Annotated in this window: 14 protein-coding genes and 1 tRNA gene; 5 read left to right on the top strand and 10 right to left on the bottom strand. The window is 40.0% G+C overall.

Going from position 1 to position 19,417, the window contains the following annotated elements:
• Positions 1-11 precede the first annotated feature (11 nt).
• The 4 genes from FHT21_RS19830 to FHT21_RS19815 form a co-directional block, all read right to left on the bottom strand.
• The gene (locus tag FHT21_RS19830; protein ID WP_167296446.1) at positions 12-704 is read right to left on the bottom strand and encodes a response regulator transcription factor; all 693 of its coding nucleotides are present in this window, start codon (positions 702-704) and stop codon (positions 12-14) included.
• Positions 701-1,762: a histidine kinase gene (locus FHT21_RS19825; RefSeq protein ID WP_167296445.1), complete on the bottom strand. Its 1,062-nt coding sequence runs from the start codon at positions 1,760-1,762 to the stop codon at positions 701-703. The genes FHT21_RS19830 and FHT21_RS19825 overlap by 4 nt, the downstream gene beginning before the upstream one ends.
• A 275-nt stretch (positions 1,763-2,037) precedes the next feature.
• Complete coding sequence (locus tag FHT21_RS19820; RefSeq protein ID WP_167296444.1) at positions 2,038-2,928, bottom strand: helix-turn-helix domain-containing protein; 891 nt, start codon at positions 2,926-2,928, stop codon at positions 2,038-2,040.
• A 75-nt stretch (positions 2,929-3,003) separates the two neighbouring features.
• Entirely contained in the window at positions 3,004-3,822 is an 819-nt protein-coding gene (locus FHT21_RS19815; protein ID WP_167296443.1) for an SDR family NAD(P)-dependent oxidoreductase, read from the bottom strand.
• 209 nt (positions 3,823-4,031) lie between these two features.
• Between FHT21_RS19815 and FHT21_RS19810 the strand changes: the two genes are divergently transcribed.
• Positions 4,032-4,646, top strand: a complete 615-nt coding sequence (locus tag FHT21_RS19810; protein WP_167296442.1) for a hypothetical protein — start codon at positions 4,032-4,034, stop codon at positions 4,644-4,646.
• A 131-nt stretch (positions 4,647-4,777) separates the two neighbouring features.
• Here the strand turns inward: FHT21_RS19810 and FHT21_RS19805 are convergent, their stop codons facing one another.
• The gene (locus tag FHT21_RS19805) at positions 4,778-5,932 is read right to left on the bottom strand and encodes an aspartyl protease family protein (RefSeq protein ID WP_167296441.1); all 1,155 of its coding nucleotides are present in this window, start codon (positions 5,930-5,932) and stop codon (positions 4,778-4,780) included.
• A gap of 261 nt (positions 5,933-6,193) precedes the next feature.
• Between FHT21_RS19805 and FHT21_RS19800 the strand changes: the two genes are divergently transcribed.
• A complete protein-coding gene (locus FHT21_RS19800; protein WP_167296440.1) occupies positions 6,194-6,607 on the top strand; it encodes a VOC family protein in 414 nt (137 codons plus the stop codon).
• A gap of 240 nt (positions 6,608-6,847) precedes the next feature.
• On the opposite strand, the gene FHT21_RS19795 is transcribed toward FHT21_RS19800, so the two are convergent.
• Positions 6,848-9,223, bottom strand: a complete 2,376-nt coding sequence (locus FHT21_RS19795) for a TonB-dependent receptor (RefSeq protein ID WP_167296439.1) — start codon at positions 9,221-9,223, stop codon at positions 6,848-6,850.
• 109 nt (positions 9,224-9,332) lie between these two features.
• Here FHT21_RS19795 and FHT21_RS19790 point away from each other — a divergent pair, with 109 nt between their 5' ends.
• Both FHT21_RS19790 and FHT21_RS19785 read left to right on the top strand, forming a co-directional pair.
• On the top strand, positions 9,333-11,006 hold the full coding sequence (locus FHT21_RS19790; protein WP_208398988.1) for a sensor histidine kinase: 1,674 nt from the start codon (positions 9,333-9,335) through the stop codon (positions 11,004-11,006).
• Positions 11,003-11,722: a LytTR family DNA-binding domain-containing protein gene (locus tag FHT21_RS19785; protein ID WP_167296438.1), complete on the top strand. Its 720-nt coding sequence runs from the start codon at positions 11,003-11,005 to the stop codon at positions 11,720-11,722. The genes FHT21_RS19790 and FHT21_RS19785 overlap by 4 nt, the downstream gene beginning before the upstream one ends.
• An 81-nt stretch (positions 11,723-11,803) precedes the next feature.
• Here the strand turns inward: FHT21_RS19785 and FHT21_RS19780 are convergent, their stop codons facing one another.
• Positions 11,804-12,988: an NAD(P)/FAD-dependent oxidoreductase gene (locus FHT21_RS19780; protein WP_167296437.1), complete on the bottom strand. Its 1,185-nt coding sequence runs from the start codon at positions 12,986-12,988 to the stop codon at positions 11,804-11,806.
• Between the two features lie 179 nt (positions 12,989-13,167).
• Here FHT21_RS19780 and FHT21_RS19775 point away from each other — a divergent pair, with 179 nt between their 5' ends.
• Positions 13,168-14,142 (top strand): AraC family transcriptional regulator, encoded by a 975-nt coding sequence (locus FHT21_RS19775; RefSeq protein WP_167296436.1) that lies wholly within the window; start codon positions 13,168-13,170, stop codon positions 14,140-14,142.
• 136 nt (positions 14,143-14,278) lie between these two features.
• Here the strand turns inward: FHT21_RS19775 and FHT21_RS19770 are convergent.
• The 3 genes from FHT21_RS19770 to FHT21_RS19760 form a co-directional block, all read right to left on the bottom strand.
• Positions 14,279-14,355: transfer RNA gene (locus FHT21_RS19770), tRNA-Asn, on the bottom strand.
• A 200-nt stretch (positions 14,356-14,555) separates the two neighbouring features.
• Positions 14,556-16,124, bottom strand: coding sequence for a SusD/RagB family nutrient-binding outer membrane lipoprotein (locus FHT21_RS19765; RefSeq protein ID WP_167296435.1), 1,569 nt, complete (start codon positions 16,122-16,124; stop codon positions 14,556-14,558).
• 10 nt (positions 16,125-16,134) lie between these two features.
• Complete coding sequence (locus tag FHT21_RS19760) at positions 16,135-19,362, bottom strand: SusC/RagA family TonB-linked outer membrane protein (protein ID WP_167296434.1); 3,228 nt, start codon at positions 19,360-19,362, stop codon at positions 16,135-16,137.
• Between the last annotated feature and the right edge of the window lie 55 nt (positions 19,363-19,417).

Here is a 19,417-nt window from a genome sequence, read left to right as displayed (position 1 = left end):
AAATTTAATGTTTATAGCTTAATCAGGCTCCGGAATTTAATAGCCTGGCGTTCTGAGATCCTGATCGATTCTCCTGTTTTAAGTTCTACCAAAGTGCCATTATCATCTTTTTTCACCAAATTGATATAATCGATATTAAATAATATACTTCTGCTAGCCCTAAAAAACCTTTGGCAATCGGGGTTTTCTTCCAGTCTATTTAACGAAGTTTTAAGCAATACCTGTTCACCGCCAAAAAAGAGTCGCGCGTAATTCTCTACCGACTCGATCAAATGCACATCTTTCCATTTTATGAGGTGATGTTTGCCCCTGTCCTTTACAAAAATAGCTGCGCAATCATTCGTGCCAATCTTTTCTATAGCTTTATCAATTGCACTTTTAAAGCGTTCTTCCCGTACAGGTTTCATCAGGTAATCCATGGCGCTTACTTCAAAAGCCTGTACGGCATAACTGTCGAAAGCAGTTACAAAAATTACCTCTGGTACGTGTATCAAATTTTCCAGCAGATCGAAACCCGAACGGCCAGGCATCTGTATATCCAAAAAAATCAGATCGGGCTTTAAAAGTCCGATTAGCTTCTCGGCTTCATCCGCATTGGCAGCCTCACCCAATACCGTAACCTGAGGATAGCTTTTTAGCATTCTGATCAGTTCCTGCCTTGCTCCTCGTTCATCGTCGATGATTAGTGCCCTAACATTATTCATCTGGTCGGGATTTTAATTTCAGCACAAACCTGCTGATCCATTTGATAAAGGCTGAAAGATGCGCGGTGCTGGTAACTGAGATCGAGCCGTTCTTTTAGGTTTTTAAGCCCGATTCCTGCAGCCCTTTTATCCTGCTCCAATTTACCAGGGTTTAAAACACGGATACTAACCAATCCATCCTGCTCGTTAATGATTACATTAATCTTTCCACCTTGTTTCTCTAATGCAACTCCATGTTTTACCGCATTTTCTACCAATGTTTGGATGCATAGCCGTGGCACCATCACTCCAGAGAGCGAAATATCGATGTCTAACTCATACTGTAATCTTTCTTCCATTCTCAAACCTTCCAGCTCCAGGTAATCTCTCGCCAGGTCTACTTCTTCATTTAACCTAATGAGCATGGTACTACCTTTATATAGCCCACTACGCAACAGTTCGCTTAGCAGGTCGATCGCCCTAGCTGCAGCATCGGGGCGGGTATACACTAAAGACTTTATATTATTGAGCGCATTGAATAAAAAATGAGGGTTTAACTGAGCGGAAAGGTTGTCTAGTTGCGATTGTTTAAAACTAAGCTCCAACCTGGCATTTTCTACCGATAACCTGACTTCTCTTTTCGCGTAGTGATAAAGATGATAGGCTAAAAGCCATATGGCCATTAAACGGATACCGGCAATAAAAATACCGGCCGTATTTACAGTAAAAAAACTGGTATATGACTGTGATGGATGGCTTAGAAACAGCTGCTTCACCAGATACAACTTACTAATGGTAACCAAGGTATAAAAAATACCCATCACCGGAATAACAATCAACATTCGCCAGATCAGCTTCTCAAGCGCCAGATCTTGCCAATTGTTTTTATTTGCAAAATTACGGTACAAATGTGTAATCAGAATATACATCGCCACATCCGAAACAAACTGAACAACAGCCAGATCGAATCTAAAATGACCAGCAGTGGTCCAACCTTGAAATGTCCAGTACAAAGCAGCTACCGACCAACCGATTAGCTGGCATTTCCAATAAAGCGATATATAGGATTTCTTTTCCAAAATTTTCTGCGCTAAACAAAGCAACGAAAACTAATTTTAAGAAAAAAGATAAAGTACAGGAACGTAGGTTTTTGGGGGATGAGTGTTTTTTAGTCAGCAGCCTGAAGTCTGGGGGTTGGGCTTTATTGTACAAAAAATATGTCTTTGTACGCTTGGTGGTCAGGGGGGAGTGTAAGAGATGAATAATGGAATCTGCGCTCATCTTCTATATCTGGGGGACAAATAAATAGTTAAAAAGGCGAGTGTAAATCCTGACCAACAATAGCACGAAAACATCAATTCAGCAATTGCTTTTTAAATGTATTTGGGCTAATACCAACCTCTTTTTTAAATAAACGCGAGAAATAAGAAAGGTTCTCAAACCCCAATGCATAAGCAATCTCCGAAACCGACCTATTTTCACCGATCAAACGGTTTTTTGCTTCACTTATCAGGTAAATATGGATATGTTCTAAAGCCGTTTTTCCGCTTTCCTGTTTTAAAACGTCTGTTAAGTAACCTGCCGAAATGTTTAAACGCGCTGCCATATCATGCACTGATGGCAAACCTTTAGTAGCCAATAATCCATTAGCAACGTATTTATTTATTTCTTCATTAAACCTGGTTACTGTTTTGCCCGAAATTTCTGTGCGGTTAAGAAATTGCCTTTTGTAAAAACGTTGACTGTATTTAAGCAAAGTATCTACATTGGCCAAAATCAATTCGCGGCTATATTCATCCTGGTTATTGTGGTATTCGGTTTCAATTTTATGATACAGCTCCCATACTGTGCTTTCTTCACTAGGCGAGAGATGCAGTGCTTCGTTGGTTTCGTAATCGAAGTAGTGGTATTTTTTGATGGTATCATGCAACATGTGTCCATTCAAAAAATCTTCGTGAATAAAAATCAAAAAACCGTCTTCATCCATCTCCAGGTTTTTCATTTCGATTACCTGATGGGGTTTAAAGAACATCATCGAACCGCTCTCGTGGTCATATTTTGTACGTCCATAAAGGATTTGTCCTGCAATAATCTTTTTAAAACCGATCATATAGAAATCGCTTGTAAACTCCCGGTCGCCCATGCTACACATGTGGTCGCATTTGTAAATGCTAAACAATGGATTCTCGGGCGGCGGAAATGCATTTTCTCTATGTAATTCGGCCAAATTTTTATAGTGTTTCATCCCTTTGAATGGTAATTAGCTACAAGCTACACAATTACTCTGTACAGCTTGTAGTTAAAGGTTTTAAATGATTTATTAATGACCGTGTGCATTGGCCGCTACCTCAGCCCATTCATCAAATTCAGCCAAACGTTCTGCATAAACCTGTTTAACACCTGGGAGAGCCACTTTACCCAACAAGAAGTGTAAAGGGGGGTTAGGACTGTCGATCAATGCCAATACAGCGGGTACCGTTGCTTCTGGTTTACCCCAGCTATCGGGTGTTGAAGCATCAAAAAACGCTTTTTTAACTGGAGCATATGCTTCTAGCGGCTCTGTTTGGAAAGCTGAAGCACCCGACCAATCGGTAGAAAAACCATTTGGTTCGATTAAACTTACATTAATACCAAAACCCTTTACTTCTGTAGCCAAGGTTTCACTTAGGCCGTTAACCGCATATTTAGAGGCATTATACAAACCTAGTATGGGCAAACTCACCAAGCCCAGAAAGCTAGAAACCTGGATAATGTGCCCAGCTTTTTGTTCGCGCATTACCGGAACAACTGCTTGTGTTACCCACAGCAGTCCAAAAAAATTGGTTTCCATTTGTGCTCGGGCCTGTTGTTCGGTTGTTTCTTCTATGGCACCAAATAAACCAAATCCCGCATTATTGATCAATACATCTATACGGCCAAAGTGCTCCTTAACTTTTTCAACTACTGCAAAACAGGCATCCCTATCGTTTACATCCAATTGAAGCGGAAACACGGCATCGCCATAAGCTTCTACCAAATCATTTAAATCCGCTATATTTCTTGCGGTTGCAGCTACTTTATTGCCACGCTCTAAAAGGGCTTTTGCCCAGATTTTACCAAAGCCACGTGAAGCACCGGTAATTAAAATTATTTTCGACATTTTTTTCTTTGTTAAATATTGATAACAAAGGTATTGTAGAGTATTAAGACCCATTTATACAAAACACGGGACTATTAGCACATTTTAAGGTTTAGCTAAATTATCAGTTTTAATGCTCCACAATACCCTGAAAGATTATCAATCTGTGTAGCGCTTATCGGTATTATTACGTTTTATATCAGAACTATTAATCTAACAACCACTCACCTATGAAAAACATACTTTTTCTTTTTGTAGCCTTTGCACTTGTTTCTTGTAAAAAATCAGAAAGATATGGTCCGCTAAACTTAAAAAACGGGCAGGAAGTTGAATTGCTGGTAAGCCCTCGTTATGCTGCAGATAATGATGTGCTTTTAAAGTTGCCCGGCAATGTAGACGCGGGTGCTTCGCTTTGGGGTTTTGACCAAAGGGAACCCGGATATACTTACCGAGTTAAAGCCAGGTTCAACCGCGATAAAGAGCCGCTTCAAGACGGACCTGAATATTACTTTATTTTCGAAAAGATAATTAGCAAAGAGCAGTATAAAGGAAATGAATCTTTCACCGTGCAGCTCATTACCAATTACGCTGTTGGCGGACCGAATATTAGGTTAAGCAAAACAGGAGCCGATTATTATATGATTCCAGATAAGTTACAGCTCACTTATGCAAATAGTACCGTTCAGAACGAGCTTGAAGAAATCTGGCTAAATGCACAGGAAATCCGTGCAAACTGGCAAAAAGGGCAACAGCCAAAGTGGAAGGCCATTAAAGCTACAGTGGTACATGATCCGCAGAAGTTTGGGGAGGCTTATTTAGTACAACAGATTCAATTTATTGATTAATAGGTAATACAAAAAGACTGAAAAGCCACATTTTAAAAGATCTCCAAATCGTTGCACTTCAGTCGAAATGACCTAAGACTGTGTTATTTGCGCCTTCACTTCGTCATCTTTGCGATTAAAATAAAGTATTATTAAGTTTTTTGGTCTGCATAAGCAACATCATAAAGATGATTTGGCTTTAAATAGATCACATTATTTTGAAAATCAAAAACTGTATTGAATCTTTTCAGAATATCCGTTCCAAAGTAATGAACATTAACGCCAGGCATGGGTTTGTTTTGCTCCATCACCTGAGCTGGCACATTTTTCAATTCGAAATTACCAATCTTCAAACTTTGAAGTTTTACCGTGGTTACCGGTATCTCATTTCCTTTTATTCCGTGCATAATTACCTTTTTTATAATTTCCATCTTCTCGGTTGGAAACTTCATTTTCGTCAGCAAATCGTTATCAAGCATAGCTGTGCGCTGGTAACCCAAATCGAAGAAAAACAGGCTTTTATTTTTGGTTCCGCTTTGCGAAATTTCACTTTCTATAAAAGGTTTGTTTTTAATATAAGTGATCTTAAACTTGGTGTATTGTTTATCCTGTAAAATCTGCTTTGGCATGGTAGAATGTACCATCATTTTATTCTGATCATAATCTAACGCTACAATCATTCCGTCGAATATATCCCATCCCACCAGACCATCAACTTCATTCCCAGCTAATTCGATATCATAAATTTTGCTTTTGTAAATATGGTTTCCAATTTTGATATCATAATCGGTGTTATAAAGCTTGGGTTTCGACTTCACTTTTTTCGCCAATGCAGCGGTGGTAAGATCTATATCATTTGCTCCCGAATCAAAATTCATTAACAGGGAATCAGTATCGTTAAAAACAACCGGCAAAAAATTCGTGTTGTATTTATTTACAAAAAAAGGTATTGAGTCGTGAATTTCGGGCGATACCTTACTGAAGTTTTTTAGTACAGGAGCGGCAATTTGGGTGAGGCACGAATCTTTTCCGTTTAACAAAACAATAAACTCCTTTTTCTGCCCGGGGCTGATGTTAAAAACGATCGAGTCAATGTCAGTTTTGAATTTTATGCTTTTCGGTCTTGTGAACTTACCAGCGGTAAAAACGTCCAGTTTTATTTTTGGATTGATATACCAGCTCGATACAGCGTTATTCTCTTCGTAAATTTTTGCCTGGCCAATACTTGCTTTTACAACTGGCAATTTCTGTTGAGCTAAAGCAGAAAGGGGTAGCAAGACCGTTAAAATAGGCAATATTCGTTTCATGAGCAATTAATGGTTTTAAAGGTTTAGGGCTTGTAAGGAGTTGGTATTTAATGGCCGCCATCGGAAACCAAAACTAAAGATAAAAAGAATTACAAATCATTTTAAAACCTTATGCAATTTTTTGAGTGACTGTCTTAAGCGGGCATTCCAATTTCATTAAATTTCGCATAAGTCGCGTTTAACCCCTTAACTTGTCGTTTTTGCACATTAATACCTACCTGGCTTTATTATACCTTTGAATAAACTAAATTAGAAAACAATATGGCAACTCAAATTTTTGTGAACCTGGCTGTTAGCGACCTTAACAAATCAGTAGAATTTTTCACCAAACTTGGTTATACTTTTAACCCACAATTTACCGATGAGAAAGCAACCTGCATGATCATCAGCGATACTATTTACGTTATGCTGCTTACCAGAACCTTTTTCCAAACTTTTACCCAAAAAGAAATCATCGATGCCCACAAAGCAATAGAAACTTCCATTGCCTTATCAGCTGACAGTAAGGATGCCGTTAACGAAATGGTAGATAAAGCGGTAGCTGCTGGTGCCACAGTACCTAATCCGGCTACCGATTACGGCTTTATGTACCAACATAGTTTCGACGATCTTGATGGCCACCATTGGGAATATGTTTGGATGGACCCTAATGGAGCGCCTGAGCACCAGGGTTAATTTATATATAACCTTAGGTAAAAAAGGCAAGTGACGGATTTTTCGCACTTGCCTTTTTGTTTGGGATTATCGATTGCGGTGTCCTAAAACAAAAAAACATTGCAGACATATAAGTTGTATATAAGAACAATTTTCCCAAAGTGGGCCTATATGTTTTAATTGTTAAAGAAATTACCTGTACACCTAACCGACTTGGTCATTCTTAACCTTGTATATGTTAGATGGTAAAAATACACTCCCCTAACTCCTATTTCCGCTCTTGGCCTGCCTAACTCCCTGACCATCGCTTAAATTAAGCCTGTAAACAAAAGTGAGTCGATACCTGGCCGCATTGGGACTATTTACCTGCGTAATACTAAAACCCTGCCCCGTTGTAGTTGTAGAAAATTTGCGTAGGTTAAACAAATTGCTCACATCGAACAACAGGCTAGCCTTATCTTTTAAAAAGTTCTGACCAACCCCCGCATCGATCGAATGGATTGCTTTCATGCTGCTCTGTGCATTATTAACTGCACCGGTAAAATTATAACGGGCCTGCACACTAAATTTATTGGGCAATTTTACCTGAGTCCCTAATCTGGATGTATAAGTATTACCCGAAAAAGCGAAATCCTGACTGTCGTACACCCCAGCCTGACTGAAGTGGTAAACATTCAATTCCATATTCATTTGTAACCATTTATAAGGATTATAGAGCACCGAAAGTTCTGCGCCCGAGCGTTCTTCTTGTTTAATGTTAACAGGCATGGAAATAAAAAGCCCGTTTTCACGGTAATTGTAATCGATCATTACCCCGGTATTGTGCTGGTAGTACAGCGATGGATTGATAATAAGCGTACCCATGCGTTTTAGCAAACCCAGTTCGAATACATTGGCATAGGATGGATTAAGACCAGGATTGCCCACATATCTCGAATTGTAATCGGTTATTTCATTAAAAGGATAAAGGTTGTTTAAAGCTGGTCTGTTAATGCGTCTGCTGTAGCTCAACTGCAGCGAAGTGCTCTTGCTCATTTCGTAACCCAAATGCAGGGTTGGAAACAGTTTTAAATAATCCTTTTTACTATCATATACATCTCTCCGATCGTCGATACGTACTTCGGTATATTCGCTACGTAGCCCCAGTTGATAAGAAAAATGGCTGATTTTACTGTTGAATTGTAAATAAGCACTTCCAATAAACTCATTGTAACCCATACCATTGTCAATGTTATCAATTACCGTCCAGCCGTCCGCTGTTCTTCCTTCCGCAAGGAAATCGCTGTTTACCCTTCGGTTTTCGGCTTTAATGCCATAGGTTAAGGTAGCTTTGTTATTTAGGGGGATAACCATATCGCTTTGCGCAGCAAAATCTCTGCTCGAACCAATATTACTTGTCCTAATTTCGGGCCGTTGCTCAACCGATGGCGATATTTTGCTCGTAGCAAGATTCCAGTTTTTAGCACTGTTCCAGAAATCGTACTGCATATCTACCGTTAACTTTTTCCCAGGCTTTTTAAAGAGCCGCGTGTAATTAAATTCGATCTGATTGTAATTTCTGTTTTCCCACGATTCGCCCGAGCGCACAAGCGCACTATCTGGAACCGAACTGAAATAATTATAAGCCAATGTTGTTTTGTCGTGGTCTTTTGTGGCATTGCGCAGGTAAGCAATGGTAATGGTATTTAAACTATCCGGCTGATAATCGGCACCGAAATAAACCAGCCTTCCATCGTCATGGCGGTTTTCATCCTGCCTTTGGTTAAGCATACTGTTAAAACCATTCTGATTTACCGTTTGGTTGGTTTTGTATAAACCAACATAATCAGAAAACCTTAGCCCAACGGTTGAAAAGAGATTTAATTTATTCGATTTATAATTTAAACTCGGCGAAATCCGGCTGTCGTTCGGAATACCGCCCACCAGCCTAAGCTGCCCGTTAAAGCCGCTTTTCTTATTTCTTTTTAGTACAATATTAATAATCCCTGCCGAGCCCGAAGCATCATATTGTGCAGAAGGATTGGCAATCACCTCTACCCTTTCTACCTGGTCGGCGGGCAATTGTTCAAGCGCTGTTCCGGCAGTTAAACCAGACCGCCTGCCGTTAATCAGCACCAATACACTACTGTTTCCCCGAAGGCTTATGCCGCCACCTGGCGCAACACTTACCGAGGGTACCCCCGCCAGTAATTCGGTTACCGAACCCGATTGCGAAAGAATATCTTTTCCAACCTCAAAAACCTTTTTATCTAACTTTAAACTTACAGCTGCTTTTTCGGCCGTAACCGATACTTCGTTTAACACCCTTGTATCAGGCTCCATTAAAACAGTTCCCAAATCAGCTTTATTCTTATCAGCCTCAATTGTTACGCTTACTTTGTGGTAGGCCATAAAACTAAATTCGATGCTAAGTTTGCCTTGTTGTGTGGTGCCCAAAGTAAACTTTCCTTTATCATCGGCCATGCCCGATACCAATGCTTTACCAGCTTCATTTAAAATGGTAACACTTGCAAAAGGTATTGCAGCGTTGGTTGTTTTCTCTTTAACGTGACCGGAAAACGAACGCTCTTTTAATTGTGCGGTACTGTTTAACCAAAAACAAATAAAGAGGGTAAAGGTGATAGCGATATGTTTCATACTGCAAGATTAATCCTCCCTGCTGATAGCTAAATAAAAAAACATGCAAACAGCTCTATATCCTTTTGAAATGCATCAAGTCGATTTATCTTTACCTTACATTTGAATTATGAAACGTATTCTCCTGTTTATACTTTCCACAGTTTTATTTTGCTCGTGCAAACGGCAGGTATTGTACGAAGAATACGATCCTATATTTAAAACAGGCGATAATGTGACCTGGGCTGCCAAAAACTTAAACGAAACCGGCTGGCGACAAGAGCGTGGCTCCACCGGCCGACAGGTTTTCTGGATCAGGGAAAAAACCGAACTGATTGCCAACAGCGGAGGTGCATTGGGCCTGCAGGTAATTGCTTTTGGGGCTTACGAAATTTATTGGGATGGGGTTAAAATAGGGATCAATGGAAAACCGGGCTCGCCGGTTGTTGATGAAATTCCGGGTAACGAAACTATAATTCTCCCTGTTCCAGATTCGCTTTCCAAACCGGGCAAGCATACCGTAGCCTTGCGCAGCACACAGTTTAGTTACCCCGGGGTGCAACGTAGCGTGGGCGTAAAGCTCGATACCTACGTTAACCTCATCCGCAGGCCGCTGCTTATTTCTTCACTTATGTTTATCATGGCAGGCGCTTTTCTGGTAGCCTCGCTGTATTATATTTTTCTATATTTCAACAGCCATAAAAAACAATATCCGGTGCTCATCTTTTCTGTAATTTGCCTGCTCTTCTTTTCGCTCCTAATTACCGAGTACCTTAAATTTTATATTGAAATCCCCTATCCAAAATTCTTTATTCGGATGGAAGTAATCGGGTGGCTAACTTTTTCCATTTCGCTCCTGGTGCCCCTCTACTTCTGTATCCAGTTTGGCATTAAAAGAAAATACCTGCTCCTTTGCTTGCTTTTTGGTGTGCTGCTATTTATTTACATCCGCAATTATGGCCACTACGATCTATCGGCCATTTATTATAGCAGAACCATGTGGTTTACCATGTTGCTTATTGCATTTGATGCTGTTTACCGGAAACAAAAAGGCAGCTGGCTGTTAATGGCAGGCATTTTAGCCAGTGCCGGCATGAATTATTATCTGCTTTACGATTTTGGCATATTTATCTTTTATACTTTTATTGTGCTGGCCATGCTCTATCTGCACACCATCCAGATGAAAAAGATAGAACAGGAACATTCTCATTCGCTGCTGCTTTCGTCGAGATTACAACTCGAACTTTTAAAGAAAAATATCCAGCCACATTTCATCAAAAACACCCTAACCTCGCTCATCGACTGGGTAGAAGAATCGCCTAAAAAAGGAACCGAATTTATTCAGGCACTGGCCAACGAGTTTGATATCATGAATGCCATATCTGAACAGAGTTTAATCCCAATCAGACAGGAAATTGCTTTATGCCAGATGCACCTGAAAGTGATGGGTTTTAGAAAAGAAATCAATTATGAATGGGAAGACAGCGGAATTATGACCTCGGCAACCATACCTCCGGCCATTTTCCATACCCTGCTCGAAAACGGTATTACACACAATACACCACAAGACAACGGCACCATCAGGTTCAAACTTTCTTTTACTCAAAACGATGATTTTTGCCAGTACACTTTCGAAACCTTTGGCAAAAACAGGGAACTACAAGCAGACCGCAGCGGAGGAAACGGTTTTAGGTACATTAAAGCCAGGCTCGAAGAAAGTTACCCGGGCTACTGGCAATTTTCATCCGCCGCTTCGCCACAGGGTTGGACGAGTATCATTAAAATAAGCAACAAATTAAAATGACGATACTGATAATAGAAGATGAAGCACGGATAGCAAAAAGGGTTGAGCGCATGACAGCCGCTCATTTCGAAGGTAATGCTGTAATCCAGATCTGCGATTCGCTTAAAAAGGGAATAGATTTTCTGGAAAAGAACAGTATTGATATTTTATTGCTCGATCTTAACCTGAACGGGAAAGATGGTTTTGAGGTACTGCAATCTTTAACCTCGCGCACTTTTAAAACCATAGTGGTTTCGGCTAATACCGAAAATGCACTGCGTGCTTTTGAGTTAGGCGTGCTCGATTTTGTTCCAAAGCCTTTCGATCAGGAACGGCTTACATTAGCGCTTAGTAGGGCAACAGCCACAAAAAAAGAACTTAGCAGCAACCTGCGCTACCTCACCGTACGAAAAAACGGCAGCGTCCACCTCATCGAGCTTAGCCAGCTCAACTATATTAAAGGTGCAGGCATATACAGCGAACTGCATCTGCTGGATGGCAGCAGCACGTTGCACGATAAGGGGCTTGATGCGCTGGAGCAGATTTTGCCTGCTGGTTTTGAACGGATCCATAAATCATACCTGGTTCAAATTAAACAAACGGAGCAGATCTTAATTTCTTCGGGCACCAAATATGCATTAAAGCTTAAAAACGGAGAAATTTTACCCATTGGCCGATCGCGATATAAGGCCTTTAGAGAACGGATTGCTTTGCAAGAGGAGAAAAACCACAGTTAAACCAGCGAACCTTGCTTTAACTAAAATCTTTAGTCGCATTTAGCCCCTTAAGTTTCGACTATCTATTGTTGTCCTATTACATTAACCATTGCTCTTATCTGAGCGTCTCCAACCATAAATCCAGTCAAGTTGTTGAATTTGCTTGCCAATAAAGAAGCCAATTAAGCGATCGCGGAACCATGCTGCTATCGGATTCGTTTTTGTTTTGGTATCGCCAACTTTTCTTGCGCTTTTTATTACTTTTTCTACTCTCGGCTGGCGTTCCGATTGAAACATCTGAAATGCGGTTTCATAGTCATTATATGATGTTAAAAGATCAGCAATTACACCAGTATCTTCTAATGCCAGTGAAGCCCCTTGTCCAATATGTGGAGAAATGCCATGTGCAGCATCTCCAATAAGACAAATTCTGCCTTTGTACCAATGCGAAAGCTTAGGTACATCATAAATAGGATAAGCAATAATTTCATGACTGTTTTTGATTATTTTGGAGAATAAAGGATCGTCGTTCTTATGAACCTCAATTAAATGGTCTTGAATTTCAGTTTTTAATGTTTTCTCTATTTCCTGCGGCTTAGGTTGCGCTGCTCTGAAATAATTATTGAACCACCAGACTTCGCCCTTATCAGAAACTGAATAAGCAAAAAATCCCCTTTCGCCAAAGGTCATCCGTATAGAATCCAGCGGTTTTGAAAGCTCGGGAATCTTTGCATACCCGCCTGTAGAGATCAACTTTGTGTACTCCACTACGGAAGCTTCAGGGAACAATTGGTTTCTGACCTCAGAAAACATTCCGTCGCAGCCAATCATTATGTCGCCCGTTGCTGTTGTCCCATCTACAAAACGGGCTGTTACCTGTCCATCTGTTTCATCATAGCTAACAAATTTTTTGTTGTACTTTATGGTTATGCCGGCATCAATTGCTGCCTTTCGAGCGTATTTGTTAAGGTTTGCGCGTTTTAGCTGAATTGTTTCTACACCATATTGCTGTTTCTGGTAAGCCGTACCTAGTTCAGCTATTTGTTTTCCTTTGGAATTGAAAAATTTCATTGAGCCTGGAGTGTAATCTTCTTTGAGCGCTTCCAAATCAATAAATTCTTTCAATACATTCAAGCCATTAGGCGTGAGCCCCAAAAAGGCGCCCTCTTTTGTATTGTGTTCTGATCTCGATTCAAATATTTCAGACTCAAAACCTATTTTCTTTAGTTGTAAAGCCAGTATTGGGCCTGCAACACCGGCTCCTATGATGATTGCTTTTTTATTCATTGTTTTGCTTTTTTATTTTTAATCCCGTATCAGTAAAAGGTTTAGCACAAAAAATATCGCCACTCTTACATACTTTAGCTTGTGCCAACGGCCGCTTTTTATTGGAATTTTTTCAAAATTATCTGACTATCAAAAAATGAGCTTGCAAATAAAGGAGTTAAACTAGTAAATTAGGGAGCATGGGATTTGAGTTAAGAAATGATAACAAGGCATTTAAAATGACCTTTGATGAAAGTATTATCAATAATCAGGCTTTTAAAGAAGATACCTTTAAAATAGACATCCCTTTTGGACAATTAAGAGCTAAACAATGGCTTTTTGATGGCATCAAGATTCTTTACTCCGAAACCGATCTTGATAAACCAACCGAACTGGATTGGAAAGGAGATACGGAGCTGGTAACCATGCACTTTAATCTGCAGGGAAGAACTTCGATAAAACAGGATGGGATGAGCAATTCCTTTGAGTTGAATGGGAACCAGCACAATTTATTCTATGGCACCAAAGCCGAAGGCAAAATGAAGTTTGATGAGCTGCGGATGAAATCATTTATGATTCAATTTGAAAAGGATGCTTTTTTGTCCATATCAAAAGATGGAAATGAATCGCTTAAGCAGTTTGCAGACAAAATAGTTTCGGGAACACCTGTAGCTTTTTTAAGTACTAATTTAAATATCGATTTGTCTTTACAGACCTGTATTCATTCGATTTTGAATTGTGATTATTGGGGTGGGTTAAAGCGATTATTTCTTCTTTCTAAAACGATTGAACTACTTGTTTTGCAGGCGGAATCATTTGATAACCTTCAAAATTCAAAATCTGAATACATCAAACATGATTACGACAAAGAACGAATTGTATTTGCCCGCGATTATTTAGTTAAAAATATGGAGTCGCCACCTACGCTGGTAGAACTGGCAAAAATAGCAGGGATAAATGAATACAAACTGAAGCGGGGTTTTAAAGAAATGTTTAACCAAACAGCTTTTTCTTATTTATCTGACTTGCGTTTGGAGTTGGCAAAAAACGATCTGCGCGAAGGCAAAAAACAAGCTACAGAAATAGCATTTGAATTGGGTTACTGTTCATTGCAGCACTTTAGTAATGCATTTAAGAAAAAGTTCTCCATTACCCCTAGTCAGGTGAAACGCTGAAGCTAAGGTGGGCTTTTCGGCAAAATGGCTACGTGTACCAGATTTTTTATAGTTATATCTGCGATATACCGTAATTCAGGATAAACTTCTCGCCCAGCCCTAAATGCAAAAAACCCACAACTTTCGTTGCGGGTTTTGGCTCCCTCTGCTGGGCTCGAACCAGCGACCCTCTGATTAACAGTCAGATGCTCTAACCAGCTGAGCTAAGAAGGAGTGCTGGTTATTTCCTAAAACGAGGTTTATTTACGCTTTGCAGTTAAATACCCTTGTTCGTTTTGGGAGTGCAATATTAGTGCTTTTAAACTATTTATGCAAAAATTAATTCAATTATTATTTAAGAAAACAATCCTCACTTTATAGCGGAGGATTGTTTTCCATACTTCAAACTGAATATCAAATTGTTAACAACTCAATTAAGGTTTAACGATCCACGGTGCCAGATTAATATCATCAGTTCCGTTATATTGACGAAGTAAGGCCTGTTTTAGGTTTTCACCGTTAGTTGTCCTTTCAATAGTAGGGTACTGAAAACGTTTCGGAATCCTTTGGCTATTACCTATACCTGGCCCCACCTGGAATTCGGGGATACCCGTTCTGCGATACTGGTAATAAGCTTCAAAACCAGAGTTACGGAAATAGGCCAGGTATTTTTGGGTAAGGATCTGCTTTAAGCCTTCAGCTGTATTGCCAGCATATTTTATTACAGGCTGTGCGTAATAATCTGTTTCGAAAGTGAAGTTTACATTGTAAGTTTCAAATTCGCCAAGTTTACCATCTTTTTTTAGGAAGGTAACCACATTAACGCCATCCTTGATACCATAAAAACCGATAGAGGCTTGGATACCCTTTTTATACCAGCTTTCGGCATCGCCTGTAGCCCAGCCACGGTTAATACCCTCCGCTTTGATAAAACAGAGCTCGGGATAAGAAATAATGAAGGTGTTTTCGGCAGTATAACCACTATAATACCTATAACGGCCAATAAGCGAATACAAACCTTTTTGTACCTTATCCAACATCACACCCTGATCTTCACCCGTACTTGCTCCCACAAAATTCCGGTAATCGGTAATGGCATAACCGTTGGCCTCCGCTACTCCTCTTGCCGGCTCAGCAACCATATAAGCCCTAGGATCTTTATAACTCGAAAGGGTATTTAAATAAGTACCCGCCATGTTATAACGCAAAGCATCGTTACCAAAATTATCTTTATTGTTCGGGTATTTATTAAAACTTTCGTTGTATACAAACTGTAGGTTATCGGCCATACTCTCCATAACCGGATATTTGGTCGGGTTGCCCAATACCGCAGCAAATTGTTGTTTTACCTGTAAGTCCGCATCATCTACTTTAACACTCAACTGGATCAAAGTTCTCAACTTAAAAGTATTCACTACCTTTTGCCAGGCAACCAGGTCATTTTTAAGATAGATATCGCCTTTTAATTCTTTATTGCCCGCAATAATTAAAGCCGATAAATCGTTGTTCGATTCTTCTAACCATGTTAACGATTGTTTAAAGATATCTTTTTGAGTATCGTACTTTGGAGTAAGGTTGGCAAACCCTTTTAAGGCTTCCGTCATCGGTAAATCGCCCACTTTCAAACTCATTTTCACAAAGAAATACGCTTTAAAGAATTTAGCCAAAGCCAGGTAAGGTTTAGCTACTGCACCACCTAAACGGTTGGCTTCTTCTTCCATCTTTACTATATTTTTTAGGGTAGTATAATCTAAAGAAGCACCTGTCCAATCGTAATTATTGGTTGCATAGTAGAAATAGTTGGCAGCAGTATACTGATTCCATCTTTCTGAGCCCGAAAAAGGTGCCTCGTACATGTCAAACAAAATACCGTTCAACAATAAGTTCGGCGGAACGGTTTCGGCCTGGTTTGGATTTTTAAAATTTTCTTCAAATTCTTTCTTACATCCGCCACAAACAGCAACAATGATGAAGAGGAACAGTATTTTATATATTAATTTCATGTTATAGCGATTAAAAAGTAACATTAAGGTTAAAGCCTACACTTCTGGTAGTTGGTGTTTGTAGCGTAGAAGTCCCTTCTCTACCCGAATATTGGTCTACATCCACATCGTTATAGGTAGAATTGATAAAGTACAACAGGTTACGTCCAACTACCGAAATATTGGCCGATTTGATAAACGTGCGCTCCAATAATTTTTTAGGTAACTGGTAGCCAAAGGTTACTTCGCGTAATTTGGCGTATGTACGGCTCATCATGGTGTTTTCTTTGGCACCGTAAAAAACACCCAGATAATCCTGCAAAAGCTGAGGAGTGGTATTTGGCGCAAAAGTTAGGTCGCCATAATTGGTAATTACACCAGTAACCGGATCGAAGTTAAGTTTACCCCCATTGGCAATAACTACACCATCGCCTACCCATGTACCTTTATATGTAGGATCGTTTACACGCAGGTAATCCTGATATCTGGCTTCGCCCATTTTACCCTGAATGGTTTCGATCTGGCGACCGCCCTGGAACGATTTTAACCGCACATAATCTTGCATTACTCCACCCACTTTACCATCTAACTGGAAACTGAAAGAGAAATTCTCATACCTGAATTTATTACCGATGCTCCATACCCAGTTTGGATCGGCATGACCTAACAACTGGTTAACTGGTAACGAAATCGGCGTTCCGCTTGAAGTATGAATCACCTGTCCGCTTGGTGTTTTGGCTAAAACAGAACCGTAGATATTGTCTATACGATCGCCGGTTTTAAAGAATTGATCAACTGAGGTTTCGCCTGGGGCAAGTTCTTTGTAAATCTGTTTGTAGGTAGACCAGTTGATCATAACATCCCAACCAAATTTATCAGTCAAAATTGGCGTGCCTGATAAACTTAACTCCACACCACTGTTTTGCGTTTTACGGCCGTTGATGGTATTGGTTTGGTAGCCTGTAGCTGCTGAGATATTTTGTCTGATAATTTTCGGCCCATCAACATACCTGAAATAAGTAGCTTCGAAACCTAACCTGTTTTTAAGGAATTTAAGATCTATACCACCTTCGTAATTGGTCCGGCTTTGAGCTTTTACCGCATTCAGGTCGATCAGGTTATTGGTATAATAGGCACCTGTTTGGTTATTGTAGGTTGGCCTGATGCTGTATGGCGAAGAAAGACCATAGCCAGGGCCACCATATGACGAAGTATATTCAGCGCCATAACCAACCGGATAACTTTGTAACGGCGTTGCACCGATAAAGTCCTGTGTACCCAAACCAGGGTCTTTAACATTGGCATACGATGCCCTTACTTTAGCAAAAGAGATAAAAGCAGGCATTTTTACATAATCAGAAACTACCGAACTTAACGAAACTGAAGGATAAAATGCTGAATTATTACGCGGTGGAAGTGCAGAGTTTTTATCCACACGACCTGTGGTATTGATATTCAGATACTTTTTAAAGCTTAAATCAACCGAGTAAAAAGCACTTAACACCAACATTTTAGAGTTAAAATTGAAGGCTTTTACCGGGTTTTTAGAGTTCGAGAAGTTATATACGTTCGGAACATTTAAATAGTCTGTAGTGGTAAAACTCGAATTGTAACTGAAGTTACGGGCATTACCGCCACCAAAAGCACTGATTTCGAATAAATCACCAACGTTTTTGTTAAATTTTAATATCAACTGGGTATTGTTTTCGAACATGCTACGACGGTCTTCCCTATAATCACCCAAACCTTCTTCACGTCCGTAAGGGTGAGCAGAAAATGGCATTTTCTCTGTCCTTAACTGGTCGTAAGTCGAAATCTGCGTTTTTAATAACACATCCAATCCTTTGGTTACGTTATAGTTTAATGACGCATAACCGTTAATATCGTTCTTTTTATGTCCGCGTAACCATTCGTACGACATAAAATAAGGATTATGGTAACGTTGGTATTCGGCATAGATAGACTGGATACCTTCTTTGCCTGGCTGCCAGTAATTTTTCATATCGTCGATGTTCCAATCGGCACCACCCCAAAGGGTCATGTTATAAATTATACTGTTAGGGCCATAGTTTACATCAGGGATATTATCAGAAAACTGACGGCTGTAATTGATATAGGCTTCTGCTCTTAGTTTCGGACTGATATTATACGAACCACTCACATTAAAATTGTTGATATTTAATTGTGTGTTCGGTATAATTCCTTTTTGATAATTATTGGAAATAGAAACCCTTAAATTATACTTATCTGTTGCAGAAGATAAGGCAATGTTGTTGGCAGAAAGCAGCCCCGTTTGGATAAAACGCTTTAAGTTATCTTTTCCACGTGCTACCCATGGCGTACCCTGGCGCACGCCGTTTACAATCGGGCTGTCATATTGAGGAATCAACTGACCATCGAATTTTGGCCCCCAGATATCGTAATCACCATCATTTAAACCACCGCCTTTTCCATCGCCAAAAGCATAAGCACTGTGCTCACCTGGCCCATACTCATCCTGGCTTTTCGGCAAAGCGATAAACCCTTTGTTAAATTGGGTGCTCGAATTTAACTCTACTGTAAAACCCTTATCGCTTAGCTTACCTCTTTTAGTGGTAATTAATAATGCACCATTATAAGCCTGATAACCATAAAGCGCAGCAGCTGCAGGGCCTTTAAGCACAGTATAAGTATCGATATCATCGGGATTGATGTTCCAGGTGTCCGAATTGATCGGCACCCCATCTACCACTACCAAATTAACATCATTGCCACGAAGGTAAAGCGATGAACGGCCCAAAAGCTCTGAAGATACACCAACAGTTAAACCAGCAACCTTTCCTACCAATCCGTTTACCGGATTAGCTTCTCTGGCTTTTACCAGATCGGCACCTTTTACTTCCTGAATGGCATACCCCAGGTTCCGTTTCTCTTTACGGATACCGAGAGCGGTAACCACTACCTCGTTTAAGTTTTTTGAGTCTGTTTTTAATGTTACAGTCAGGTTTGCGCCCGTAACCTGAGCTTCTTGCGGCAAAAATCCGATCGAACTAAAAACAAGTGTTTCGCCTGCTTTGGCATCGAGGGTAAAGCGCCCCGACTGATCGGTAGAAGTAGCTTTTTTAGTCCCTTTTACCAGTACGCTAACGCCTGGGATCGGCTGTTGCGCATCGTCTTTAACCAGACCAGCAATTTTTGTTTGTGCCCAAGTAAAATAAGGCGTGAGGCACAACAGCAATAAAGCTACCATGCACATCTTCATCTTGTAGAGATGTTTCATTTATCTATAATTTTTTAGTTTTATAGATGCAATGATAAGATATGCATGTTATCCT

The sequence above is a fragment of the Pedobacter sp. SG908 genome (genome assembly GCF_011759615.1).
GTDB lineage: Bacteria > Bacteroidota > Bacteroidia > Sphingobacteriales > Sphingobacteriaceae > Pedobacter > Pedobacter riviphilus.
The sequence above is the reverse complement of the archived record's forward strand: the minus strand, read 5'-3'. Positions and strand labels throughout refer to the sequence as shown.

Excerpts from the sequence above, each read along its gene's own strand:
- FHT21_RS19830 (WP_167296446.1), bottom strand. The coding sequence starts at position 704 with ATGAATAATGTTAGGGCACTAATCATCGACGATGAACGAGGAGCAAGG.
- FHT21_RS19820 (WP_167296444.1), bottom strand. The coding sequence starts at position 2,928 with ATGAAACACTATAAAAATTTGGCCGAATTACATAGAGAAAATGCATTT.
- FHT21_RS19815 (WP_167296443.1), bottom strand. The coding sequence starts at position 3,822 with ATGTCGAAAATAATTTTAATTACCGGTGCTTCACGTGGCTTTGGTAAA.
- FHT21_RS19810 (WP_167296442.1), top strand. The coding sequence starts at position 4,032 with ATGAAAAACATACTTTTTCTTTTTGTAGCCTTTGCACTTGTTTCTTGT.
- FHT21_RS19805 (WP_167296441.1), bottom strand. The coding sequence starts at position 5,932 with ATGAAACGAATATTGCCTATTTTAACGGTCTTGCTACCCCTTTCTGCT.
- FHT21_RS19800 (WP_167296440.1), top strand. The coding sequence starts at position 6,194 with ATGGCAACTCAAATTTTTGTGAACCTGGCTGTTAGCGACCTTAACAAA.
- FHT21_RS19795 (WP_167296439.1), bottom strand. The coding sequence starts at position 9,223 with ATGAAACATATCGCTATCACCTTTACCCTCTTTATTTGTTTTTGGTTA.
- FHT21_RS19790 (WP_208398988.1), top strand. The coding sequence starts at position 9,333 with ATGAAACGTATTCTCCTGTTTATACTTTCCACAGTTTTATTTTGCTCG.
- FHT21_RS19785 (WP_167296438.1), top strand. The coding sequence starts at position 11,003 with ATGACGATACTGATAATAGAAGATGAAGCACGGATAGCAAAAAGGGTT.
- FHT21_RS19780 (WP_167296437.1), bottom strand. The coding sequence starts at position 12,988 with ATGAATAAAAAAGCAATCATCATAGGAGCCGGTGTTGCAGGCCCAATA.
- FHT21_RS19775 (WP_167296436.1), top strand. The coding sequence starts at position 13,168 with ATGGGATTTGAGTTAAGAAATGATAACAAGGCATTTAAAATGACCTTT.
- FHT21_RS19765 (WP_167296435.1), bottom strand. The coding sequence starts at position 16,124 with ATGAAATTAATATATAAAATACTGTTCCTCTTCATCATTGTTGCTGTT.
- FHT21_RS19760 (WP_167296434.1), bottom strand. The coding sequence starts at position 19,362 with ATGAAACATCTCTACAAGATGAAGATGTGCATGGTAGCTTTATTGCTG.